The organism is Clostridium sp. CTA-19, assembly GCF_054767855.1.
Genome location: NZ_BAAABH010000017.1, coordinates 23108 through 48431, shown reverse-complemented (window position 1 = coordinate 48431; position 25324 = coordinate 23108). Strand labels below are relative to the sequence as shown.

Here is a 25324-nt window from a genome sequence, read left to right as displayed (position 1 = left end):
TTAATAATGTATTCAGGGGAAAAGGTTAAATTACGAGAGTATAAAAAAGAAGACATTAGAAGAGCTCAGAAATATATGAATGATCCAGAAATAAAGAAATTATTAAATTCAAACATTCCATATCCAATTACTTTTGAAGATGAAGAAAGATGGTATGAAGGTTTAAGTGTAACAAAAGATACTTATAATTTTGCAATAGAGACATTAGAAGATAATCAGTATATAGGTGGCTGTGGAATAAATAAAATAGATTGGAAAAATAGCGTGGTAGTTATAGGCATATTTATAGGAGATAAAGAATATTGGAATAAGGGTTATGGAACAGATGCTATAAATATATTAATAAAATTTATCTTTGAACAAATGAATATACGAAAAATTAAGTTACAAGTATTTTCATTTAATGAACGTGCTATAAGAGCATATGAAAAATGTGGATTTAAAAGGGAAGGTGTGTTAAGACAAGAAATTTTTAGAGATGGAAGATATCATGATGAAATTATTATGGGACTTTTAAGACAGGAGTATTATTAATATAGGGAAACAAGTTCAAATTTAAATTTATTCAATAACCTTAAAATATTTTTATACAAGATATAGTGTTGAATTCTAAGTGATTCGGAGCATGTATCACTATTTTGAGTATCCAAGTTTTGGAATGGATAATTTTAAAAGTTAATTTGGAACCCCATAGAATAATAAAATAAAGTGTAAATGAAAAGGTTTAAAATAATTATAAATTCGTGATATTTTCTTGCATAAAAAAACAACACCATTTAAAATTAAAAGTAAATAATTAAGAAATAACAAAGTGGAAGGATAAAATATGGAGAATAATTTACTAAAGATAAAGAAAAAATGGATTCAGCTAAAGAAAAGAGAACAGATAAAAGTATCTACTATGCTAAGGGAAAGATATATTAATTTTATAGTAGAACATAAGAGGAAACCTAACAGGGAAGAACGAAAATTTATAGCATCGAAGGTTTATTTAGAAACAGAAGAAATGAAACTTGAGATAAGCGATAATGAAATATGTAAGTATTTTGAAAGTAAGATATCAAAATATGATAAATCGGTAGCAAAAATGGAAATATATTAAAAATCATAAGACACTATATGCTTATAAGGTATATAGTGTTTTATCATATTTATCATTAACAGATGAGGATAAAGAGATATATATTAATTAGAGTATTTAAAACCAATTATTAGTGTTGAAAGGAGAATATAGTATGAAAAAATTAGAAATTGGTGATAGTATAGGAATATTTTCACCATCATCGCCTATAACCTATTTAGTACCTAATAGATTTGAAAAAGGTAAGAGATTTTTAGAAAATAAAGGTTTTAAAATAATAGAGGGAAAATTAACAGGGAAATGTGATTATTATAGGTCTGGAAGCATTAAAGAAAGAGCTGAAGAATTAAATGAATTAATTAGGAATCCTAAAGTAAAATGCATAATGTCAACTATAGGTGGAATGAATTCAAATTCCATTTTACCTTATATAGATTATGAGGCTTTAAAAAAAGATCCTAAGATTATTATAGGATATTCGGATGTTACGGCTATACTTTTAGCAATATATGCAAAAACTGGAATAAGTACATTTTATGGACCAGCATTAGTTGCATCTTTTGGAGAGTTTCCACCCTTTGTAGATTATACTTATAAATATTTTAAAGAAGTTTTAGTTGAGGATTTTATAATACCTTATGAAATACCTACTCCTAAATTTTGGAGTGATGAATTTATTGATTGGAAAAGCCAAAATAGAGGAAAAGAGGAAAGAAAAAACGAAGTTTTAACTATTTGTAAAGGTAAGGTTAGTGGAAGATTAATAGGTGGAAATTTAAATACAATTCAAGGTATATGGGGAAGTGAATATATGCCTTCTATAAAAAAAGGAGATATTCTTTTTATAGAAGACTCATTAAAGGACGCAGCTACTATAGAAAGAAGTTTTTCATTATTAAAGTTAAATAGAGTATTTGACAAAATTGCAGGAATTATATTAGGTAAGCACGAACTATTTGATGATATGGGAAGTAATAAGAAACCATATGAAATATTACTAGAAGTTATGGGAGAATGTAATGTGCCATTTATTGCAGAATTTGATTGTTGTCATACACACCCTATGGTTACATTACCAATAGGTGCAATTATAGAATTGGATGGGGATAATGGAAAAATAAAAATAATTTCTAATTGTTTTGAGAAATAAGAAGGTTTTGATTAAATATTTGATTAAATAATAGTTAGAAAATAGGGTTAATTAAAAAATGGGTGATAAGAATGTTTGAAATAAATACAGAAAGATTGAGATTAATACCATTAGACATTAAAAATTATAAATTGTATTTAGAAGATACTGATAAAATGGAAGAAAATTTAGGACTTACAATAACAAATACTATTATTGAAGAACCACTTAGAACTGCTCATAAGATTACATATGACAATGTTTTGAAAAATATTGATAATTATTTATGGGAAACAAATTGGATAATTGTCTTAAAAGAGGAAAATAAAATAATTGGTGGAATTATGATAAAAGGAGAACCAAATGAATTTGGTGAAGTAATAATAGGATATGGAATAAATGATTATTATCAAAACAAAGGATATATGACAGAGAGTGTAATGAAACTAAAACAGTGGATTTTTAAAAATTCTAAAGTTAAAAACAGTATTGCTGACACCGATAAAGACAATGTTTCATCACATAAGGTTTTAAAAAAGAATGGCTTTAAAAAGTATAAAGAAACTATAGAAATTAATGATGAAGGGGAAAAAGAGTTTTTAGTTTTGTGGAAGTTAAAAAAAGAGTGTGAAAATGTTTACTAAACATATGTAGAATTTTATAATATTAAATTAGAGACATATAGGGAAACAAAATTTCATTTAAATTTATTTAGTAATTTTAAAAATCAACTTGAAACATTGTATAGGGAAACAAGCTCGAATTTAAATTTATTCAATAACTTTAAAATATTTTCATACAAAATGTAGTGTTGAATTCTAAGCGATTCAGAGCAGGTCTCACTATTTGGGGTATCCAAGTTTTGGAATGGATAATTTTAAAAGTCAACTTGGAACCCTATAGATAATTAAAATAAGTATGATAAATAATAGTTTACTCATAAAATGTAATGAAATTTTATTTTGGCTCTGTCTTATAATTTAAACTTTCGAGTAAAAATATAAATTAGGAGGTGATTTTATATAATAAAATATTTAATTTACATATAAATAATAGTGTAAACATAAAATTTTTATAATTTGCTTGTTTTTATATATTTTTATACACATTAGGGGGAGAATTTATGAATTTGAAAAAGATTAAATTATCAAACAAACTTATTATAGGTTTTGGAGTAATTTTAATTTTAATGACTATGATTTCTTTAATAACTATATTTAAGTTAAATAATGTAAAGAAATCTTTGACAGAAATAACGGTTACCAATACTGAAAAGCAAGAAACTGCTACTAATATGAGAGCGTGTTCAAATAATATTTCAATAGCCATAAGAAATTTATGTATTAGCAATAGCGACGAATTTATGCAAAAACAAAAAAAGACAATAGATGATAATATAAATAAATATATGAAACTAGAATCTGAACTTGAAAAAACAGTTACAACTAGAGAGGGAAAAAAAGTAGTAGAAGAAATTAAACAATCTCGAGAGAAAGAGCTATCTTTAATAAATAGTTCAGTTAAAGAAGGTATGAGAAAAAATATAACTGGTGTAGAAATTGAAAAAATAATTTCAAATATCGAAGAAAATGGGAATGAGTGGAAGGCAGATATTGAAAAAATGGTTGACTTAATGACTACTTTTAATAATGAGGCTGCTAAAAAATCAGATGAAGCTATGGATAATCTTATAAATATAACAATAATATTAACTACTATAGCTGTATTATTAGGAATTGGTTTTGGATATATAATTTTATTAACTATAAAACAGCAAATGAGAGAAGTTGCAGAAGCTGCTGAAAAGATGGCAGATGGAGATTTAATGGCAAGTATAAATTCTTATTCTAAGGATGAGGTAGGACAAACTGTCAATGCTCTAAATAATGCTATTAAAAAATTAAAAAACACAATGATATCAGTAAAAAATGAAAGTAGTTCTATAACTGAAAGTGCTAAAGCCACTAATGAATTGTTTAGTGAAGTGTATGCTGAAGTACAACAGGTGTCAGCTGCAACAGAAGAAATATCTGCAGGAATGGAACAATCATCAGCAGCAGTGCAAGAAGTTACAGCTATGGCTAATACTGTTAAATTAAATGCAGATGATTCTACTAATAAAGCTAAAGAAGGGTTAGATTTAGCGTTAAATATACAGAAAAAAGCAGAAGTTATAAATAAAAACTCGTCTAAATCAAAAGAAAATACAGAGAAAATATATGAATTATCAAAAGAAAGACTTGGAAAAGCTATAGATAATGCAAAAGTAGTTCAAAATATTTTAGATATGTCTAATGCTATTTTAGGAATATCAGAACAAACAAATCTTTTAGCATTAAATGCTGCTATAGAAGCTGCCCGTGCAGGTGAACATGGAAAAGGATTTGCTGTTGTTGCAGAAGAAGTACGTAAATTAGCAGAGGAATCATCTTATGCCGTTGCAGATATACAGGAAAATGTTAATAAGGTTCTAGTTGCAGTAGAAGATCTTTCAAATTCTTCACAAGATGTTTTAGCATTCATAGAAAAAGAAGTATTAAAAGATTATGCTGAGTTAATAAATACTAGCGTTGAATATAAAAGAGATGGGGATACTATAAAAAAATTAGTAGAGACACTTGCAAAATCATCAGAGGATGTTTCCTATTCAGTAGATGAAATAGCAAAAAGTATGGAGGAAGTATCTTCATCTGTGGCACAAGTTACAGCTTCTTCTACAGAAATAGCAGAAAGCATTTCAATGGTAAATAATAAAAATGATATGATATCTAGTGAAACTGATAAAAACTTAGAAGTAGCATCAAGATTGTCTAAAACCGTTGAACAATTCAAATTAGAATAACATAAGGGATAAACTTAAAGTTAAATTTATTCAATAATTTTAAAATAGTTAAGAAATATAACTGTATTTCTTAACTATTTTTATTTTACAACAAGAAAATTTATATAAATTAATTATAAATTCATAAGTATGTTAAGATTTATAATTTGACAACGAAAATATTATACATAGGTAAAGAAGTAATTTGAAGATTATAAGTAAAATAATGGTTAAAATGTAGATTAATTAATAAGGATGCATTTTAATTAAGTATTATAAAATTTTAATTGTATGTAATAAAGAAGACATTAAAAACTTTTATTTTACTTGTAATCTCTTAAACACAGGAGGAAAATTATGAATTTAAAAAAAGTTAAATTATCTAACAAACTTATATTAGGATTTGGAGTAGTTATAGTTTTAATGGCTCTAATATCTAGTACCGTTATCTTAAAACTAAAAGGTGTAGATAAATCATTACATCTTATAGTAGATGTAAATAGTAAAAAACAAAATATTGCTACAGATATGAGAGGAGATATAAATAATATTGGATTAGCTATAAGAAATTTGTGTGTCAGTAAAAATATGAATTATATGAATGAACAAAAGAAAAATATAGATGAAAATATAAGTAAGTATATGGAATCAGAAAATGAACTTGTAAGTATTATGGAGACTGAAAAAGGAAAAACTATTATGGAACAGGTTAAAAAAGATGGAGAAACAGCCATAATAGCAATAAATAAAGCAGTTGAAGAAGGAATGAGAACAAATGTAAGTTCAGCTGAATTAGAAAAAATTATAATTTCACTAGAGGAACCGAGTAATAAGTGGAAGGAAGATGTAGGAAAGGCTATTACTTCTATAGAGGATATGAGTAAGATAGCAGCAACTGAAGCTAATGATAGCATGGAGAAAGTTAGAAATTTAACTATGAGTTTATCTGCATTAGGAGTAATTTTGGGAGTTATATTTACATATTTGATTTTAAAAAGTATTAAAGATCAAATGAAAGAAGTGGTAGAGGCTACAGAAAAATTAGCAGAAGGTGATTTAAGCATAAAAATTAAGTCCTACTCAGATGATGAAATAGGACAAACTATAAATGCTATTAACAATGCAGTTAATAAATTGAAAAATTCTATGATATCTGTTCGTAGTGAAAGTGAAAGTATAGAAGAAAATGTTAGAATTACTGGTGATATGTTTAGTGATGTTTATGCTCAGGTACAACAGGTATCAGCAGCTACTGAAGAAATATCTGCAGGAATGGAACAATCATCAGCGGCGGTGCAAGAAGTAACAGCTATGGCAAGTACTGTTAAATCAAATTCAGATGATTCTACTAGTAAAGCAAAGGAAGGATTAAGTATAGTTGCAAATATACAAAAAAAAGCAGAGAGTATAAATAAAAATTCTTCTAAATCAAAAGAAAATGCAGAAAAAATATACAAGTTATCAAAAGAAAAGCTTGGAGAAGCTATAGAAAATTCCAAGGTAGTTCAAAACATTTTAGATATGTCAAATACTATTTTGAGTATATCTGAACAAACAAACCTTTTAGCATTAAATGCTGCTATAGAAGCTGCTCGTGCAGGGGAACATGGAAAAGGATTTGCTGTTGTTGCAGAAGAAGTTCGTAAATTAGCAGAAGAGTCATCTCATGCTGTTGCTGAAATACAAGAAAATGTTAGCAAAGTATTAGTTGCAGTAGAAGATCTTTCAACATCTTCTACAGATGTCCTAACATTTATAGAAAAACAGGTGTTAAAAGATTATACTGAACTAATAAATACTAGTGTTGAGTATACAAAAGATGGGGATACTATAAGAGAATTGGTAGAAATTTTTGTTAAATCATCAGAAGAAGTTTCATATTCTGTGGAAGAAATAGCTAGAAGTATGGAAGAAGTATCAACGTCAGTAGCACAAGTTTCAGCTTCTTCCACTGAAATAGCTGAAAGTATTTCAATGGTAAATAACCAAAATGATAGCATATCTGTTGAAACTAATAAAAATTCAGAAGTAGCATTAAAGTTAATAAAGGTAGTAGAACAATTTAAGTTAGATTAACAAAATATAATAAATCATAAATAAAATTTGTATGAGGGATAAACGATATAAAAATAGCTAGAGAAAATATATTTTTCTAGTTATTTTTTATGCTGTTTAGAATATAATTAAGATATTAAGTAAAATGTAAAAAATAAAAAAATTTTATATAAAGAATAATAAAAGTTGTAATAGAGAGTACAAATTTCTACAAAAAAAGTGGATAAATATGTGTATAATAATGTAAAATGAATAAAATATGGAGGATTATGAAATGAACTTTCCAACACATATTGTTGCTGTTGCTGGACTAATAACTAATGATGATGAAAAAATACTTTTAGTAAAAAATCCAAGGGGCGGATGGGAATTCCCAGGTGGACAAGTTGAAAATGGCGAGGATTTGATAGAGGCTCTAAAAAGAGAAATAGAAGAAGAGTCAGGTGCTATTACAAATATTGAAAGTTTAGTTGGTGTATATTCAAATGTTCAAAGTTATATGGGATGGGATGGTGTAAGTTACACTCCTACAAAGGTTATATTAAATTTTATTGGTAGGTATGTAGGAGGAGATTTACATACAAGTGATGAAAGCATAGAAGTAGGTTGGTTTAAAAAAGAAAATGTTTTACAAATCATAGAAAAAGAAAATTTAAAAGATAGAGCAAGAGATATGCTAGAGTTTGATGGCAAAGTTATATATAGGGCATATGAAACTAAACCAGTTTATAGTGTTAAAGGTGAAAGGTATATTTAAAAGTAAATAAAAAATAATACTTATTATAACTCAGAATAAATTACTATTAAATTTTACCTAAAATAAGTTGTCAATTATTAATATAATGTTAATCTTGAAATTGTCTTAAAAACCTATCGCTTAATAGTATAAAGTGTGTACTTTTTAATAGAATTTATTGTTTTCAAAAAGTTAATTTATTGAATATATGAATAATATATACAAAATATTTATAAAAGAATATTATTAATATAGAGAAGCAAACTAAAATTTAATTTTATTTAATAACTTTAAAATATTTTTATACAAAATGAATTGCTATTTAAAAATATACTTTATAAATAAAAAATTAAATCTTGTTGAAAGGACGTGATGTTTATGATGAAAAGAGTGAACAACTTAAATTTAAAAGTTTTAATTAAAGGGGAGGATATGTCTGATTAATAAGATTATACCTCCTATATTATGGAGGATAAAAAATGAATATTGTAAGTTTAAAAGATATAGGATTAAATGAAAAATATATAAGTGAAGCTAAAACATATGATAAAAATTTATATATTGGAAGAGTTTCTGTTCAGCATAAGAATTTATATAAAGTTATTACTGAGGACGGTGAAATTAAGGCGAAAGTTTCCGGAAAATTTTCCTATTCATCCTTTGACAATGCTGATTATCCAGTAGTAGGAGATTGGGTTCTAGTAGATAGGAAAAATGATAGCTGTGGAAATGGAATAATACATCATGTATTAAAAAGAAAAAGTTATTTTGAAAGAAAAATAGCTGGAACATCATACGATGCACAAATAGTAGCGGCCAACATAGATAAAATATTTATTTGTATGGCATTAAACAATGATTTTAACCTTAGAAAATTAGAAAGATATGTAGTTACTGCATGGAATAGTGGTGCAGAGCCTGTTATTGTATTAACTAAGTCTGATTTGTGTGATGACTTAGTTAATAAAATTATGCAAGTTAAATCAGTAGTTAATCAATGTGATATATTAGTTACAACTAGCATTAATGAAGAAGGGTATAAAACTATAAAATCTTATGTTGAAAATGGTAAAACAATAGCTTTTATAGGTTCATCAGGGGTAGGTAAATCCACACTTATAAATAAAATTATAGGAATTGATGAATTAAAAACTAACGAAGTTGATGAAAATGATAGAGGAAAACACACTACAACATATAGACAAATGTTAATAATACCAAATGGAGGAATAATAATAGATACTCCTGGTATGAGAGAACTTGGAGTAGTGGCAGCAGATTTAAATAGATCTTTTAGCGATATAGAAGAACTAATTGCAATGTGTAAATTTTCAAATTGTACTCATAAGAATGAACCTAAATGTGCAATTAGAGAGGCTATAGAAAATGGGACTTTAGATGAAAGTCGATTTAAAAGTTATAAAAAGCTTCAAAAAGAATTAGAATATAATAATACAAAAGGAAAAGAACTAAAAAAACAAAAAAATAATTTAATATTTAAAAGTAAATGTGAATTAAAAAATAATAAAAAAAATAAATTAAGAAATACAAGATAAGATTATATAGTTAAAAAAGGAGCTAGTGCAAAACTAATTAATGAAAGTTAGTTTTGCATTAGCCTTTTTATGTATAAGTAGTGTGTGGTCTATAGTAAATACAAATAATTGTGATTTGATTTTATGTTAAAATTAAATCACAATTATTACTTTAATGGGAGGTTATTATGGAAAAAACAATAAACTTGAACTTTGAAAAGATAGAAGAACTTACGAAACTAGATAAGAAAACTTTAGTAGAAAGAGCACTTAAACTTTCAGAAGAAGTTGGAGAGGTGTCAGAGGCAATTTTAAGCTATTGTAATGTTTGTGGATGTGGATATAAGAAAAAAGGTAGAGAAGATGTTATTGAAGAATGTTTAGATGTTATTATAGTGGCTAGTTCTTTGATAAGTCATGTAAGTGATGGAAATTTAGATAATAATTTTATAAGAAATTTATACTTAAAAAAAATAAATAAGTGGGAGGAAAAATCTAAAAAATCACTTTAATTTATATGTATAGAGAAACAAGTTCAAATTTATTTAATAACCTTAAAATATTTTTAAGCAAGATACAGTGTTGGGTTCTAAGTGATTTAAGGAATGTCTCACTATTTTGGTTATTAAAGTTTTGAGATGGAAAAAAATCAACTTGGAACCTATATTTGAAATACATTTATTGTAATAAAATCATAAATAAGTTAAATACAAAAGTTTATTATAAATCTAAAACCTTTAGGAATAGATAAGATACCTAAGGTTTTTTTTGTCAATTAAAATAGAAAAATAAATTATATTGTATATAAAACTATATAAAAAAAGAAAATTGATTAAATATTTTGAATTTTAATTGACAAAATATTCGGAAATGATTAAAATTAAATTAAGTTAATTCAGTATACTAATTAAACTTAATTTTTAATTTTGAGGGAACATATAGTGAAACAAATTTGAATCTAGTTTTCTAGGTTTAAGCTATATAAATTTTAAGATATATAGCATGATAAAGTTTCAAGGCTATAGGAAGAGGTGATGAAAGTGACAAAAAAACAATATGATGTGATGGTTATTGGATCAGGAGTAGTTGGCAGTGCAATTGCAAGAGAACTTTCAAGGTATGAATTAAAGGTAGGAGTATTAGAAAAAGAATTAGATGTGGTATGTGAAACAAGTGGTAGAAACAGTGGAGTTCTTCATGCTGGTTTTAACAATAGACCGGGATCACTTATGGCAAAATTTTGTGTAGAAGGTAATTTAGGATTTGATAAAGTGGCAAAAGAACTTAACATACCTTTTAAAAGAACTGGTAAATTAGTAACTGGTTTTACAGACGAAGATATAGAGGTATTAAAAGAATTAAAAGAAAAAGGAGACAAAAATGGTGTGCCAGGATTAGAGATTGTCTCTGAAAAAAGAATTAAAGAATTAGCACCAAATGTAGAGGGGAAAGCAGCGTTATATTCTCCAATGACAGGAATCCTAGATCCATTTATATATACTATTGCATTAGCGGAAAATGCATGTGAAAATGGTGTAGATTTTTATCTAGGAAGAGAAGTAACTAATATAGAAAGAAAAGAAGAATGTTATGAAATTACAACAAGTAAAGAAACATACTATAGTAAATGGGTAATTAATAGTGCTGGATTAAATTCAGATAAAGTAGCTAGAATGGTTGGTGTTACAGATTATACAATATATCCATGTAGAGGAGAATACTTTATTTTAGATCAAAAAGCTGGAAAGTATTTAGAAATACCAGCGTATCCAGTTCCAAATAAGAAGGAAGGTGGACTTGGAATACATCTTACTCCTTCAATTCATGGTAATGTATTTATTGGACCAAGTGCTCAGTACATTGATGAAAACGATAACTATTCGGCAACTGAAGAAGTTATGGACATGCTTGTAAGAGAAGGGAAAAAGATATTACCACAAATAAAAAGAGAACATTTTATTAGAAATTTCTCAGGTATTAGACCAAAATTAGTTAGTAAAGAAAAAGGTGGATATGCAGATTTTGTAATTGAAGAGAGAGAAGAAATACCAAATGTAATTAATTTAGTAGGAATTGAATCTCCAGGTTTAACTTCTGCGGTACCTATTGCAAGATGTGTAGTTGAAAAAATAAAAAATAAAGAGGCTTTAAAGGAAAATAAAGATTTCAATCCTATAAGAAAAGGAATAGTAAGATTTTCAGAGCAATGTGAAGAAAAACAAGCTGAGCTTATAAAGGAAAATCCAGATTATGGTGAAATTATTTGTAGATGTGAAACAGTTACTAAAGCAGAAATAATGCAAGCTGTTAAAAATCCACTAGGAGTAGAAACAGTAACTGGAATTAAATATAGAACAAGAGCTATGATGGGAAGATGTCAAGGCGGTTATTGTCAAACTAGAATTGCAGAAATTATTATGAGAGAAAAAAACAAAAATGTAAATGAAGTAACTTATTCAAGAGATAATGGACAAATGTTTTTAAGGAAGGTGAGATAATGGAAGCAATATTAAAAGATGCAATTATCATTGGAGCAGGACCAGCAGGACTTGCCGCAGCTTTAAAACTAAAAGAAAAAGGTGTAGAAGATATATTAATACTAGAAAGGGAAAAAAGACCTGGTGGAATATTAAGACAATGTATCCATGATGGTTTTGGACTTGTAAGATTTAATGAAGCACTTAGTGGACCAGAATATGCAAATAGATTTGTAGAATTAGTAGAAAAAGCAAATATAGAAATAGAAACAGAAGCTACTGTAATAAATCTTACTAATAATAAGGAAGTTGTAGCAGCTACAAGAAATGGATTAAAAAAATATAAAGCTAAAGTAGTTATTCTATCAATGGGTTGCAGAGAAAGAACAAGAGGAGCAATCAGTATACCAGGAACAAGACCAGCAGGTGTATTTACAGCAGGGGTAGCACAAAGTTATATGAATTTAAAAAATATTATGGTAGGAAAGAAAGTAGTAATATTAGGTTCTGGAGATATAGGACTTATAATGGCAAGAAGACTTACTTTGGAAGGGGCAAATGTACTTGCAGTAATAGAAAAATTGCCATATCCTAGTGGTCTTCCAAGAAACATACAACAATGCTTAAATGATTATGACATTCCATTATATTTAAGTCATACAGTGACAAATATAAAAGGAAAAGAAAGATTAAAGGCAGTAACTGTAAGCAAAGTAGATGAAAAAGGACAAGTTATAAAAGGTTCAGAAAAGGAATATGAATGTGATACATTAATATTATCAGTTGGCCTTATTCCGGAAAATGAGTTATCTCTTAAAGCTGGGGTAGAGCTTGATGAAAGAACAAAAGGACCAATTGTAGATGAAAATTTACAAACCAATGTTGAAGGAATTTATGCTGCAGGCAATGTACTTCATGTACACGACTTAGTCGACTTTGTATCTAATGAAGGTGAAAAATTAGCAGAATCAGCATCAAAATATATAATAGATGAAAAAGAAAAAGAAAGTAAAATTTCAATAAAAGGTGATATAACTATTAATAATGTAGTTCCACAAAGAATAAGTGGTGAGAAGGATGTAGAAATCTCTTTAAGAGTAAGCAGACCTTCAAGAGATGGAGCAATAGAAATTAAACAAGGTGAAAACGTTATTAAAGTTAAAAAACTTAAAAAATTAAATCCAGCTGAGATGATACACATAACACTAAAAAAAGAAGAAATTGTTGGTAAAGAAGATATTAAGGTGGTGGCAATATAATGAAAAAAGAAATGACCTGCATAATTTGTCCTAACGGATGTGAATTATGTGTAGATTTAGAAGGAAAAGATATAAAAAATGTAAGCGGGGCTTTATGTAAAAGAGGAGAGGCTTATGTTACACAAGAAATAAAAGATCCAAAAAGAACAATTGCATCATTAATTAAAGTAAATAATGGTGAAGCACAACTTGTCAGTGTAAGAACAACAAAAGCAATTCCAAAAGATAAAATATTTGACGTTATGTCAGAAATTAAAAATAAAGAAGTTGAGGCACCTGTGAAAATTAATCAAGTACTTATTAAAAATATATTAGGTCTTGACTCAGATATTATTGCTACAAAAATTGTAGACGGGAAATAATTAATTATGACTAAATTAGGTGATTCTTATGTCTAAATTAAACGGGGAATAAAAGTAAAATATTAATTTTAATTTATATTATTTAGACATAAGAAGCACTTATATAAGGAAGCCGTATTAGAGTATAGAAATATTTTAAATTATTAATGACATAAGTAATAAAAATTGTATTTTATAATTTGAAAAAATAAAATTTTAATTGCGGCATAATTCCAAGTAAGTTACTAAGGGGGATTGTTATGGAACTTTTAACTGCTTTTGGCAGTATATTTAGCATTATTATAATGATAGCTATTGGATATATTTTGACAAAAAAAGAATGGATAGATAAAGCAGGAGCAAAATTATTTTCAAAAGTTGTTATAAATGTATCGTTACCAGCTTTGATGATTAATAATCTTATGTCGGACTTTGATAGAGCAAAGCTTTTAAGTTTAGGAAAAGGTTTAATAGTACCATTTCTTTCTATAGCTCTTACTTATCTGATAGGTAAGATATTTATAAAAGTATTTAATATTACGCCTAAAAGAAGAGGAACATTTTTATCTATGTTCTTTGTATCTAATACTATATTTATAGGATTGCCGGTTAATTTAGCTTTATTTGGTTCAGAAAGTGTACCTTATGTTTTATTATATTATATAGCTAACACGACTTTCTTTTGGACTATAGGTGTTTTTGAAATAAGTAAAGATGGTGGTGGAGAGGCGCAAGGATTTTTATCAATGAATACTCTAAAAAGAATATTCTCACCACCTTTAATGGGGTTTATAGTGGCTATAATATTAATTATGTTAGCAGTTCCTGTGCCTAAATTTGTAATGGATACTTGTAAATATTTAGGTAATTTAACTACACCTTTATCAATGTTATTTATAGGTAATACAATGTTTTATATAAACTTAAAAGGAATACGTTTTGATAAAGATGTATGGGGAGTTTTATTAGGAAGGTTTATAATTTCACCTTTACTAGTAGTAGGTTTGTGTAAATTTTTCCCATTGCAAAGTCTTATGGCAAAAGTATTCATTATACAAGCAGCAATGCCAGTAATGACTAATACAGCAATAGTATCAAAATCATATGATGCAGATTATCAATATGCAGCTATTATGATTACAATATCTACTGTATTGAGTTTATTTATAATTCCTATATATAAAATACTTCTTCAATAAATATATGTAGAAATAAATTTTAATTTATTAATAAATAATAAAATGTTTTTCAGTATAAATTCCATTCTATATGTATGTAAAAATTAAAATACATAAATTAATATGGTATTTTGATAACCTATAAAAACAAATAGAAATTTTAAACGTTAAATATAATATAGGGAAATAAAGTGAAGTAGCAATACTTCACTTTATTTCCTTTAGAAGGAAGAATATATCAAGTTAGTTTTTATTAAGCTTATATTAAATTTATTTAAGTATTAATTTCCTAAGAGCGCAGTATGGAAAACACTAGGAAGCTCTTTAGTTACACTATAGGCATGATTAAGATGATCGCGCATAGCTTTTCTAGCTAAATCTTCATTTCTAATTATAAGAGCTTCATATATAGCATGATGCTTTTCTATAGTGTTATTTCTATCATTATTAGTTAAAGCCATATGTATTTGTTCTAATTGCTCATATATAAGTGTATTAAGAGTATTCATTAGTTTAGAGCATAACTCATTTTTAGCACAGTTCAAAATTGTTATATGAAATAGCTGGTCCAGTCTAGTAAAGTTTTTAATATCACCTCTGTCAAGATTGATTAGGTCATCAGAAATTTTTTTTAGTTTAGCAAAATCTTCTTCTGTGGCTCTTTGGCTAGCTAGTCCAACCATTTCTAATTCAATAGCCATTCTAAGTTCAAAAAGATCTGTATTACTTGTTTTTTCAAAAGCTAGAATATATGTTAATGGCAAGTAATAATTATTATTTTTAGGATCACTAATTGCAATTCCTTTTCTAGGTGATACAATTACAATTCCTAAAAACTCCATAACTCTTAATGCTTCACGTAAAGTTGGACGACTTACATTTAGAATTTCCATTAGTTCTGATTCATTATATAATCTTTCTCCATATTCAAGTTGATTACTAATTATTAAATTAATGAATGTTTCAATTATTTGAAAATATGCTTTTTTATTTTTTACTGGCTTTATATTTATTTTATTCATAATTCACCTCAAGATAATATATTTTGTAGACTCATTTTGTCTCTATATTCATTTTAAATGTTATAGCTAGAACTGTCTACAATATTAAAGTAAGAAATTGCAAAAAAAGATTCAATTTTTAAAATAATAAGAAAATAAAAAATATTATAAAAATAACTAGAATTAAATTAAAATTTTTATTATTATAGTAATATGTATTTAAACATCAATTAACAGTAATAATATAAAATAAAGGGTTAATTATATAGTAAATAAATATAAAAAATTTTAAAAAGGGGTTTTTTTATGAGTAAAGAAAATATAGTTTGTTTGTGTAATTACATAACGGAAGAAGATATTATAGAAGCTGTTAAAAATGGAGCTTCCAATTTAGAAGATGTTAAAGCTAGAACTGGAGCAAGAAGTGGAATATGTAAAGGTGGAAGATGTTCCTATAGAATAAAACATATAATAGAAGATTATAGATAAATATAGTATTGTTATGAAAAATGATAACTATAAATTTATATCATTATTAAATTTTGAAATAAACAAAGAACCATAAAATTAAATGTAAAATTTAATTTTATGGTTCTTTGTTTATTAGTATAAATTATTTAAGAATATTAGAGAAAAATAGAAATATTTTTATGAAGTTTTTATTGCAATAATAGAATAGGAATAATAATTGAAAAGTTAACAAATGAAAAAAGATAGCTAACCCAATGCATGGAAGAGACAATAGTGGTTCATTAGCTTCATTAAATTCAGTTACTAAATTACCATATGCTGACTCATAAGATGGTATATTTAATACATTTTCTATAATTCCAGATGTACTTGGTAAATCAGAAAGTGAAAGAATAACCACTTTAAGTGTTATGATGTATAAAGATTTCTCTCAAAATGCTCATCATCTGAATGTTGATGTATTTAATAGGGAAACGTTATTAGATGTTATGAATGATCCAGAGTTGTATCTTCAATTAACAATAAGGGTATATGGCTATACTGTAAACTTTATAAAATTAACTAAGGAACAGCAATCATATGTTATAAATAGGATTTTTTATAAAAAAATGTAGGTATATAAAAATTAAAAATAAATCTATTGAAAATTTAATTTAACTAAATTTATTTGCGAAAAATAGACTACTTATATAGTAATAAGTAGTCTATTTTGAATTTTTTTTAATAAATTTGCTTATTTTTATTGACATATTATTAACCAAATGTAATTATAATGTATATAGGTTATTAAATTACAATTAAAATTGAGGGGGAAGACCATGGAAAATAATAATGTAAATGATATGAAACTTGGGGCAGGTATAATAACAATGTCTGTTCTTACATTAATAGGAAGTGCATTTGCTGTTTTAGGGTGTGTATTTCAAATCTTGTTTAAAGACAAAATACAACAATTTTCAGCAGGCATTGAAGGAGCAGTATTAGATCCTATGACAATAGCAATATCTTTAGTAATGTCCTTAATATTGGTAGTATCAATTGTTTTAATTTTAAGGAAAAAGTCATTAGGAGTATATATATATGGAACAATAGAGATTGTTTCATTAATATATAATATAATAATGAGTCCTGAAAATATTATATGGACATTAGTAGGATTAATATTTCCACTATTAATGGGATTTTTCATATATAAGAAAAGAGCTATTTTTGGATTCGGAAATAAAAATAACAATATACAAGCATAATAAAAAAAGCTATAAGTTTTAAAAACTTATAGCTTTTTTTGTTATTTATAAATTGCTTTAATAGGGTCTAATTTTGAAGCATTATATGCTGGTATTATACCAAAAATTATACCTACAAGAACAGAAGTAATTGTAGAACCTACAAAGCTTTTTAATGTTAATACTGGTGGGAATGGTAGAAAGGCTCCTACAATTTTTGAAAATAAAAATCCAAAGAAAATACCAAGTAGACCACCAGTACAGGTAACTAAGACTGATTCAAAAAGAAATTGAAGTAGTATAGATTTTGGCTTTGCACCAATAGCTCTTCTTATTCCAATCTCTCGTTTCCTTTCAGATACAGAAACATACATTATATTCATAACTCCTATACCACCAACAAACAAAGATATACCAGAGACTAAAGCTACAAATGTTGTTAATCCACCAATGATTTCTTCAAAGGTTTTAGTTATAGCTTCTGGATCTTCCATTTTGTATTCTCCATCTAGTGTAGCATGGCTTTGAGCTAAATTGCTTTGTACTTCTGAGAAAACTTCTGTTTTATCATAGTTAGGTTTAACATAAACATCAAGAGTATTTATATTTTCACTGGTATTAACACTATCTTTAAAGTTTTTGGATATATAACTTATACCATTAGTAAAAGAAAAACTACCTGCAGGTTTTAAAACACCTATAATTTCATAGGTTAGATCATTAATAGTTAATCCTTTACCAATTGAATCCTTAGGATCTTTAAATAGTTCCTTAGCAATTTCACTATCAAGAACTATTTGTCTTTTATTATCCTCTTCAGGGTTGAATTTACGGCCGTATTCAATATCTAAAGTTTTATCTTGATAACTATCTAAAAAAATCATTACATTTTTATCAAAATACTTTGCTTGAGAAGTTGTAAAATCAAATCCAACGGCAACGCCTTTACTTACTTCAACTTTTTGAACACCTTCAATTTTTTGAAGAGAAGTTATATCAGAACTAGTAAAAGGCTCTATTAAGTTTATATCTACATCAGTATTATTAGAGTGAAAATATACATTTATTTTATTAGTATTACTACTTTCTACTGATTTATTAACATGGGCTTTTAACCCATCACCAATAGATAAAATAGTTACTACTGAGCTTATACCAATAATTATGCCAATCATTGTTAGGAATACTCTTAATTTATGAGATTTTAAACTGTAAATAGAAGTTTTTATTAAGTTAATTATAGACATATCTATTCCACCTTTTCGATTACTCCATCTTTTATATGAATTACTTTATTGGCATATTTTTTTAGGTCTTCATCATGAGTAACCATAATTATTGTTTTATTTTCCTTGTTAAGGGCTGTTAAAAGTTCCATAATGTCCGTTCCTGTAGAACTATCTAAAGCACCAGTTGGTTCATCAGCAAAAATCACATAAGGATTATTAATTAAAGCTCTAGCAATAGCAATACGTTGTTGCTGTCCACCAGATAATTCTGATGGTTTTCTATTTTTCTTATCTAATAATCCAACTAAATTTAAGTATTTATCAACTAATAAGTTTCTCTCTTTAGCAGGAATATCTCCTTTGTAAAGTAATGGCAATTCAACATTTTGTCCAATAGTCAATGAATCTATAAGATGAAATTGTTGAAATATGAAACCAATATACTCATTTCTTAACTCAGATTTTTCATTTTCATTTAAACCTGTAACATCTTTTCCATTAAAAATATATTTACCATTATCAAAACTGTCTAAAAAACCTAAAATATTCATAAGGGTAGTTTTACCGCTACCGGATTTACCCATTATCATTAAAAAATCTCCTTGCTTAATACCAATATTTATAGATTTTAGAGCATGAAGATTTAAAGTTTTCATTTTGTAGTATTTATTAATATTTTTTAATTCAATAATATTATTCAACTACAATACCCTCTTTCATCTCTGGAGATGGTTTCTTTATAATAACATCATTTTCCTTAAGACCTTCAGTTATTATAACATTTCCTTCACTTTCTTTAGAATATTTTATTTTTTGTTTAACAGTTTTATTATTTACAGATTTAAATACATAATAATTATCTTTTTGTCCTAAAACAGCAGTTTTAGGTATTTTTATAGTAGGATCAGTTAAGTTAATAGTAGCTTGAACGTGAAATCCATTAGTTAATCCAGTCTGAGAATCTAGTGAAATATTTACTCCATAATGAGAAATATCTGAAGAACCTCCAGCTGCACCTGCTCCATTCAATGAAACTGCTTGAGATGAAATTGGTCTATTTCCAACAGAAGATACCTTTCCTTTTAAGGTTTGATTTGTTGGAAGAACTAATATATTAGCAGTTTGCTTTTCTTTTAATTTAGGTAGTTCTTTTTCACTTATATTACCTTTTACATAAAGGTCAGTAGTTTCTATAGTCATATAAGGTGAAGTTGCCTCTTTTGAATCATGTAATATTACATTTCCATCAATAGGAGAATTTACATTAGTATATTCTTTATTCTTTAAATGACTAACTTGATCTTGTAGAGAAGATAGTTGAGCCTTTAATGGTTCAAGTTGAGAAGTAACTCCATCTAATGGAGCTGCTCCACCTAGTTGTGTCTTCAAATTACTTTTTTCTTTTTCTAATTGTTCAATTTGTTTTTTTGTAGATGATACTTGGCTATTTAATTCATAAATTTGATCTGATACAGCATCATTTTTATAAGTGAACAGAAGTTCATCTTTTGTTACTGCTTGATTATTTTCTACTGCTACTTCATTTACAGTTCCTTTAGTAGGATCTAAAAATATATCTTCGCTTTCACTAGGAGTTATAACACCATTAACATATACTTTTTCTGATGCAGGTATTGTATATAACTCTATTTTTTTGTCATTACCCTTTGAACCCATATTCTTCTTTAATAAATAAAAGCCAACAGTACTTGCTGATATTATAAGAAGAATAAGTAAAATTATTAAAAATTTTTTTTTCATAAGAATTTCCCCCCAAATAAATATATTAAAAAAGTAAAAGTAAGAATTTATAATCTTGTCTTCATTGTTGAGCATATAATCACTCTTGTGTATATTTAAAACTTATAATATGTAAGGTATAAGTAAAAATATAGTATTGTAACTTTATAGTGAAAATGCTTCTATAAAAATAAATTTATATTTAACCTAAAAACACTACTTTAGGTTTTAATTACAAAAATGATAAATTAAATTTCTATTTTATCTCATATATTAAAAAATATTTCTTAATAATATATTTAAGAATATTAAATTATTAAATATATATTTTTACAAAATATATGGGAAAAACTTACTTTTCTTTTTCTGTTGATATTTACAAACAATAAAATACTTTTTATTCTATTATAAGTAAAATATATAAAAAAAACTAGGATATTGTAAAAAATAATATATTTATTAGTAAATAAATATAAAAAAATGGACTTTTATATAAAAAAGTCCATTTAAAGTTATAAAATAGGTGAAATCAATCGAATTATTGATTCACATATTTTATACCAAGTACTTCTATTATTATATTTTTCTATAGTTAAAAATTGGCATTTTTTTTGGTCAGATATAAATATATCTTTATGTTGCATAGATATTATATCATCGTATATTATAGCATTAATCTCAAAATTAAGTTTAAAACTTCTAATATCAAGGTTAGCAGTACCTACACTGCAAACAGAATCATCAGCAACAATAGTTTTAGAATGAATAAATCCATTTTGATACCTATAAAATTTAATTCCACATTCAATCAGATTACCAATATTAGCGCTTAATGCCCACTCCATAAAGAAGTGATCTGGGCTTCCAGGAACAATAATTCTTATATCAACTCCAGATAAAGCAGAAATTTTTAAAGCTTCTATCATAGGTCGATCTAAAACTAAATAAGGAGTTTGAATATATATATACTTCTTAGCATTAGTTATTATTTTAAGATAATTATATTTTATATACTCATCAATATGGTCTGGGCCGGAAGATACGATTTGAACACCAACATTACCATCATTTATTGTTGAAGGGAAATATTTTTCACTTTGAGATATGCTATCATTAGCAGCGTAGTCCCAATCTAAAGCAAAACGCTTATTTAATTCTTTTACAGCATCACCTTGAATTCTTAGGTGGGTGTCACGCCAAAAATTAAATTGTGTTCCTTTATTTATATACTCATCACCAACATTAAAACCACCGACATAGCCTATCTGCCCATCTATTACTACTATTTTTCTATGATTTCTATAATTTATACGTAGATTTACTAGCTTTGTTAAACCTGGAAAAAAGATTGCAAATTTTATACCAAGGCTTTTGATATAATCTTCATTTTTACCACGAAGCCCTCTAGAACCCATTCCATCAACTAAAAGTCTAACTTCAACGCCGTCATCAACCTTTTTATTTAGAAGGGATATTAATTCACGTCCTAATCCATCCATTCTAAATATATAATATTCAATGTGAATAAATTTTTCTGCTTTTTTAATATCTTCAAGTAAATTTGAAAACTTATCTTCTCCACTAATAAATGTTTTTACACAATTATATCTTGTAAACTCAGCACCAGAATTATTATAATTCATTTTTACTAAATCAGTATAATTTTTAGCTGGAGTATTTCTATGAAGTGATATATTAAATTCTTCTGTTAAATTTTTGGATTTATGTACATCAATAGCAGTCTTTTCTTTAAATATTTTTTCTCTACTTAAATTTTGACCTAGAGCTAAATATATTAAAAATCCTAAACCTGGAAGTACAATTAAAATTAATAACCATGCCCAAGTAGTTTCAGGTTCTCTTCGTTCAATAAAAACTAATGAAAGAGCACAGGCAATATTTATTAATTCAATAATTAAACCTAAAATAAAATAGCTATTCATTTATTGCCTCCTATTTATCATATACTAATAATATTATACATTATCGGTAATAAATATATATGATTTTTAAAATTATATTCAAAGGAGGTATTTATATGAATGGATGTGGATTTGATTGCAATATTTTTGCAGATGCTAAGTTGCCACCCTGTGCAAGTTTTTTAGGTAGTTATAACCCTTTGATAAAAGATGGAAAATTGCTTTATATAAACTATAATAGAGTATTTTTTTTTCTAACGTATAATTCCTTATCAACTCAAAACTCAAATTATGTGCCTAAAGATGTATCAACATATTCATTTCAAGAAAATGCTAATATTCAGATATCTATATATGATTTTTTTATAGGTATGTTTATAAATGAAATACAATCAGGTAAAAGAAATTATGATAAAGATATTAAAATACATGATAATAATGAAATAGATAAATTTATTAAAGCAATAATAGAGAATAACTATGAAAATATATTTGATCAGTTTATACCATCATTAACATATGTAATTTCAAATTCTAATGCTATTTTATCATTATATACTGGAACTATACAGATAAGTCCAATTAATTTTTATATTGTACTTATGCTAAATAGATTTGCTAATGATAAAGCATTACTATTTGGTAATAATGCTTACGTAACACCTGATTTTATAAACTATAGTTTAGCTAATTTATTTGTTCAATGTAACCCATACTAAAATTGAAAATTATAATACTAAAAGTTTTTAAGCTAATTTATAAAATATTTTAATTGATTTGAAAATATAAAAACTAAAAAGATAAATTAAAAAGATAAATTAAAAAGATAAAAATTAGAAAATTTTAATTATTGAAAAGTTTGAACTTAACAAAAAATACTAGTATTATATAGTAGTTAGAAAGTTAACTTTAAAATAAGAGAGGTGAAAATGGTATATAAATTACCAGAGTATATGAGAAACAATAAGAGAAATGTTGTAATAGCTATAATGATGGTTATGTTTTTAGCTGCATTTGAAGGAACAGTTGTTAGTACAGCAATGTCTACCATAGCAAAGGATCTTCAAGGTTATAATCTTATAAGTTGGGTATTTTCAGCTTATCTTTTGACTTCAGCAGTTTCTACACCTATATATGGTAAACTTTCAGATTTATATGGAAGAAAGAAAATGCTGACATTAGGTACTATAATTTTTATAATTGGTAGTTCATTTTGCGGTATATCACAATCTATGACCCAGTTAATAATGTTTCGTGCAATTCAAGGAATTGGTGCAGGATCAATATTAACAATAACTTATACAATAATTGGAGATATATTTGATATTTCAGAAAGAGCAAAAATACAAGGTTGGTTAAGTACTGTTTGGGGAATTGCAAGTTTAATAGGTCCATTTTTAGGTGGATTCCTTATAGACTATTTATCTTGGCATTGGATATTCTTTATAAATGTTCCTTTTGGAATAGCATCTATAATTTTGTTACATAGAAATTTTGAAGAAAAAGTAGTGAAAACTGATGCTAAAATAGATTACATAGGCATTGTTTTTTTAACAACGTCTATAATATCAGTATTACTAGGTGTATTCATTGGTATTATTAAATTTAGAATTGTACTTTTTGTAATAGCTATTATATCTTTAGTTTTATTCTATTTTACAGAAAAGAAATCTTTAGAACCAATAGTACCATTTGATATTTTTACACGAAATACAATTATTGCAAACTTGATTTGCTTTCTAGCATCCGGCGCTCTTATGGCCATTGAGGCATATACTCCATTATATACGCAAAATGTATTAGGCTATACACCAACAATTGCAGGAGTAACAATGGCACCAATGTCTATAGCATGGCTTTTAAGCTCATTTATACTTTCTAAAACTCTATCCAAATATGGAGAAAAAATAGTAGTAATTGTAGCTATAATGTTATTAACTATAGGATCAGTTATACTTAAATTAGTAGGTGTTTCAACTCCAATAGTACTACTTATAGGAGCAATTGTAATAATGGGTTTTGGATTTGGTGGTGTTTTTACAACACTTACAATTACAGTACAATCAGCAGTAGGGTATGAAAAAAGAGGAGCAGCTACTTCTGTTAATGCACTTATAAGAACATTAGGACAGACAATAGGTGTAAGTATTTTTGGAGGAATAATAAATTCTAGCATAGCAAAATATTTTGGTGGATTAGGTATGAATGGCATTAATTCTGAGAATATATATAATTCTGAGGCCACTAATGATCAAATTAGAAATGCTTTTTATAGTGGAATACATAGCATATATTTTATGATTATATTTATTATGATAGTATGTTTGTGCGTATCAGTATTTATAAAAAATAATAGTGTAGAAAAACAATAAATATTATAAGAAAGCTGTTGCAATGTTAATAAATAAAAGTTAACAGAGCGATAGCTTTTTTATGTATAAGCATAAATAATTTAAAATTATTTTATTATAATTATTGTTAAACTTAAAACAAATTTTACAGAGTTTTATTAATAAAATTTTGTTGAAATTTGTTTTTAAAAAGGTATTTATATAAAAAAAAATTATTAAATCTATAAATTTCATAGGAAAACATATTGACAATATAGCTGTGAAATAATATTATAAATATAAAGATGATTGTGATAATTATGACAATTTAAAATTGTATAGGTATTAAAAATATAAATTTATAATAAATTTTAATTATAGAATTAATATTAATGATTTAAAAGAAATTATTTAGGGGGTATTATTATGGAAAATAAAGTTGTAAATATAATGGGAGATAATATTTTATATATATCAATAATTGATACAGATGGAAAAAGGCATACAGTTACAAATGTTAGACAGGCATCTGATATTAAACGTATTCAATTACTAGGTGATATGGATATGCTTGTAACAGAAGTAAGATTAAAATATATATCTAATGTTAGAGATTACAATAAATACTTTTTAGGATATGTTAATGAAAATATTTCAATAAATAAGGAAATACGTTGCGAAACACCATTAAAATTAAATTTAGCAATAGAGGGGATTTTAAAACAAAGTGGTTTAGATTATTTATTATAGTATATAAATTAGAATATTATTTTGACAACTTAGAGAGACTGTT

The 25324-nt window shown here is 26.2% G+C and carries 23 protein-coding genes and 1 pseudogene; 19 read left to right on the top strand and 5 right to left on the bottom strand.

Annotated features, from left to right (window positions below; translation table 11 throughout):
• The first annotated feature begins 6 nt into the window (after positions 1 to 6).
• From ACYUE0_RS10920 to ACYUE0_RS10860, 13 genes are all read left to right on the top strand, one after another.
• The gene (locus ACYUE0_RS10920; protein ID WP_061994397.1) at positions 7 to 534 is read left to right on the top strand and encodes a GNAT family N-acetyltransferase; all 528 of its coding nucleotides are present in this window, start codon (positions 7 to 9) and stop codon (positions 532 to 534) included.
• A gap of 292 nt (positions 535 to 826) precedes the next feature.
• Complete coding sequence (locus tag ACYUE0_RS10915) at positions 827 to 1102, top strand: hypothetical protein (protein ID WP_199870802.1); 276 nt, start codon at positions 827 to 829, stop codon at positions 1100 to 1102.
• A 133-nt stretch (positions 1103 to 1235) separates the two neighbouring features.
• On the top strand, positions 1236 to 2231 hold the full coding sequence (locus tag ACYUE0_RS10910) for a S66 family peptidase (protein ID WP_460270548.1): 996 nt from the start codon (positions 1236 to 1238) through the stop codon (positions 2229 to 2231).
• A gap of 71 nt (positions 2232 to 2302) precedes the next feature.
• Positions 2303 to 2854, top strand: a complete 552-nt coding sequence (locus ACYUE0_RS10905; RefSeq protein ID WP_460270547.1) for a GNAT family N-acetyltransferase — start codon at positions 2303 to 2305, stop codon at positions 2852 to 2854.
• A gap of 479 nt (positions 2855 to 3333) precedes the next feature.
• Positions 3334 to 5052 (top strand): HAMP domain-containing methyl-accepting chemotaxis protein, encoded by a 1719-nt coding sequence (locus ACYUE0_RS10900; RefSeq protein ID WP_460270546.1) that lies wholly within the window; start codon positions 3334 to 3336, stop codon positions 5050 to 5052.
• 336 nt (positions 5053 to 5388) lie between these two features.
• Positions 5389 to 7107, top strand: coding sequence for a methyl-accepting chemotaxis protein (locus ACYUE0_RS10895; protein ID WP_460270545.1), 1719 nt, complete (start codon positions 5389 to 5391; stop codon positions 7105 to 7107).
• A 253-nt stretch (positions 7108 to 7360) separates the two neighbouring features.
• Positions 7361 to 7843, top strand: coding sequence for an NUDIX hydrolase (locus tag ACYUE0_RS10890; protein WP_460270543.1), 483 nt, complete (start codon positions 7361 to 7363; stop codon positions 7841 to 7843).
• A gap of 458 nt (positions 7844 to 8301) precedes the next feature.
• On the top strand, positions 8302 to 9378 hold the full coding sequence (rsgA, locus tag ACYUE0_RS10885; protein WP_460270541.1) for a ribosome small subunit-dependent GTPase A: 1077 nt from the start codon (positions 8302 to 8304) through the stop codon (positions 9376 to 9378).
• A 167-nt stretch (positions 9379 to 9545) separates the two neighbouring features.
• On the top strand, positions 9546 to 9869 hold the full coding sequence (locus ACYUE0_RS10880; protein WP_216451014.1) for a MazG-like family protein: 324 nt from the start codon (positions 9546 to 9548) through the stop codon (positions 9867 to 9869).
• Positions 9870 to 10391: 522 nt separating this feature from the next.
• Positions 10392 to 11855, top strand: coding sequence for an FAD-dependent oxidoreductase (locus ACYUE0_RS10875; protein ID WP_460270539.1), 1464 nt, complete (start codon positions 10392 to 10394; stop codon positions 11853 to 11855).
• A complete protein-coding gene (locus ACYUE0_RS10870) occupies positions 11855 to 13093 on the top strand; it encodes an NAD(P)/FAD-dependent oxidoreductase (protein ID WP_460270537.1) in 1239 nt (412 codons plus the stop codon). Before ACYUE0_RS10875 ends, ACYUE0_RS10870 begins: the two co-directional genes overlap by 1 nt.
• A complete protein-coding gene (locus ACYUE0_RS10865) occupies positions 13093 to 13455 on the top strand; it encodes a DUF1667 domain-containing protein (RefSeq protein ID WP_460270535.1) in 363 nt (120 codons plus the stop codon). The genes ACYUE0_RS10870 and ACYUE0_RS10865 overlap by 1 nt, the downstream gene beginning before the upstream one ends.
• A 239-nt stretch (positions 13456 to 13694) precedes the next feature.
• The gene (locus ACYUE0_RS10860) at positions 13695 to 14633 is read left to right on the top strand and encodes an AEC family transporter (RefSeq protein WP_061996984.1); all 939 of its coding nucleotides are present in this window, start codon (positions 13695 to 13697) and stop codon (positions 14631 to 14633) included.
• A gap of 260 nt (positions 14634 to 14893) precedes the next feature.
• On the opposite strand, the gene ACYUE0_RS10855 is transcribed toward ACYUE0_RS10860, so the two are convergent.
• A complete protein-coding gene (locus tag ACYUE0_RS10855) occupies positions 14894 to 15634 on the bottom strand; it encodes a FadR/GntR family transcriptional regulator (protein WP_061996523.1) in 741 nt (246 codons plus the stop codon).
• Positions 15635 to 15919: 285 nt separating this feature from the next.
• On the opposite strand from ACYUE0_RS10855, the gene ACYUE0_RS10850 reads away from it, so the two are divergent.
• From ACYUE0_RS10850 to ACYUE0_RS10840, 3 genes and pseudogenes are all read left to right on the top strand, one after another.
• On the top strand, positions 15920 to 16102 hold the full coding sequence (locus tag ACYUE0_RS10850; protein ID WP_061996522.1) for a (2Fe-2S)-binding protein: 183 nt from the start codon (positions 15920 to 15922) through the stop codon (positions 16100 to 16102).
• 227 nt (positions 16103 to 16329) lie between these two features.
• Positions 16330 to 16698 (top strand): annotated as a pseudogene (locus ACYUE0_RS10845) (glycine radical domain-containing protein); the annotation flags it as partial.
• A gap of 204 nt (positions 16699 to 16902) precedes the next feature.
• Complete coding sequence (locus ACYUE0_RS10840) at positions 16903 to 17331, top strand: hypothetical protein (protein WP_460270533.1); 429 nt, start codon at positions 16903 to 16905, stop codon at positions 17329 to 17331.
• Positions 17332 to 17372: 41 nt separating this feature from the next.
• Here ACYUE0_RS10840 and ACYUE0_RS10835 read toward each other — a convergent pair whose 3' ends face one another.
• The 4 genes from ACYUE0_RS10835 to cls form a co-directional block, all read right to left on the bottom strand.
• Complete coding sequence (locus ACYUE0_RS10835) at positions 17373 to 18557, bottom strand: ABC transporter permease (RefSeq protein WP_460270532.1); 1185 nt, start codon at positions 18555 to 18557, stop codon at positions 17373 to 17375.
• A gap of 2 nt (positions 18558 to 18559) precedes the next feature.
• Positions 18560 to 19240 carry an ABC transporter ATP-binding protein gene (locus ACYUE0_RS10830; RefSeq protein ID WP_460270531.1) on the bottom strand — a complete coding sequence of 227 codons (681 nt, stop codon included), beginning with the start codon at positions 19238 to 19240 and terminating at the stop codon, positions 18560 to 18562.
• Entirely contained in the window at positions 19233 to 20300 is a 1068-nt protein-coding gene (locus tag ACYUE0_RS10825; RefSeq protein ID WP_242865305.1) for an efflux RND transporter periplasmic adaptor subunit, read from the bottom strand. Before ACYUE0_RS10825 ends, ACYUE0_RS10830 begins: the two co-directional genes overlap by 8 nt.
• A gap of 491 nt (positions 20301 to 20791) precedes the next feature.
• Positions 20792 to 22222 (bottom strand): cardiolipin synthase, encoded by a 1431-nt coding sequence (gene cls, locus ACYUE0_RS10820; protein WP_199870795.1) that lies wholly within the window; start codon positions 22220 to 22222, stop codon positions 20792 to 20794.
• 95 nt (positions 22223 to 22317) lie between these two features.
• Here cls and ACYUE0_RS10815 point away from each other — a divergent pair, with 95 nt between their 5' ends.
• The 3 genes from ACYUE0_RS10815 to ACYUE0_RS10805 all read left to right on the top strand — a co-directional run bounded on the left by ACYUE0_RS10815 (position 22318) and on the right by ACYUE0_RS10805 (position 25281).
• Positions 22318 to 22920 carry a hypothetical protein gene (locus ACYUE0_RS10815; RefSeq protein WP_061996517.1) on the top strand — a complete coding sequence of 201 codons (603 nt, stop codon included), beginning with the start codon at positions 22318 to 22320 and terminating at the stop codon, positions 22918 to 22920.
• 210 nt (positions 22921 to 23130) lie between these two features.
• Positions 23131 to 24573 carry an MDR family MFS transporter gene (locus ACYUE0_RS10810; RefSeq protein WP_010299202.1) on the top strand — a complete coding sequence of 481 codons (1443 nt, stop codon included), beginning with the start codon at positions 23131 to 23133 and terminating at the stop codon, positions 24571 to 24573.
• A gap of 384 nt (positions 24574 to 24957) precedes the next feature.
• Positions 24958 to 25281: a hypothetical protein gene (locus ACYUE0_RS10805; protein WP_061996516.1), complete on the top strand. Its 324-nt coding sequence runs from the start codon at positions 24958 to 24960 to the stop codon at positions 25279 to 25281.
• The last annotated feature ends 43 nt before the right edge of the window (positions 25282 to 25324 follow it).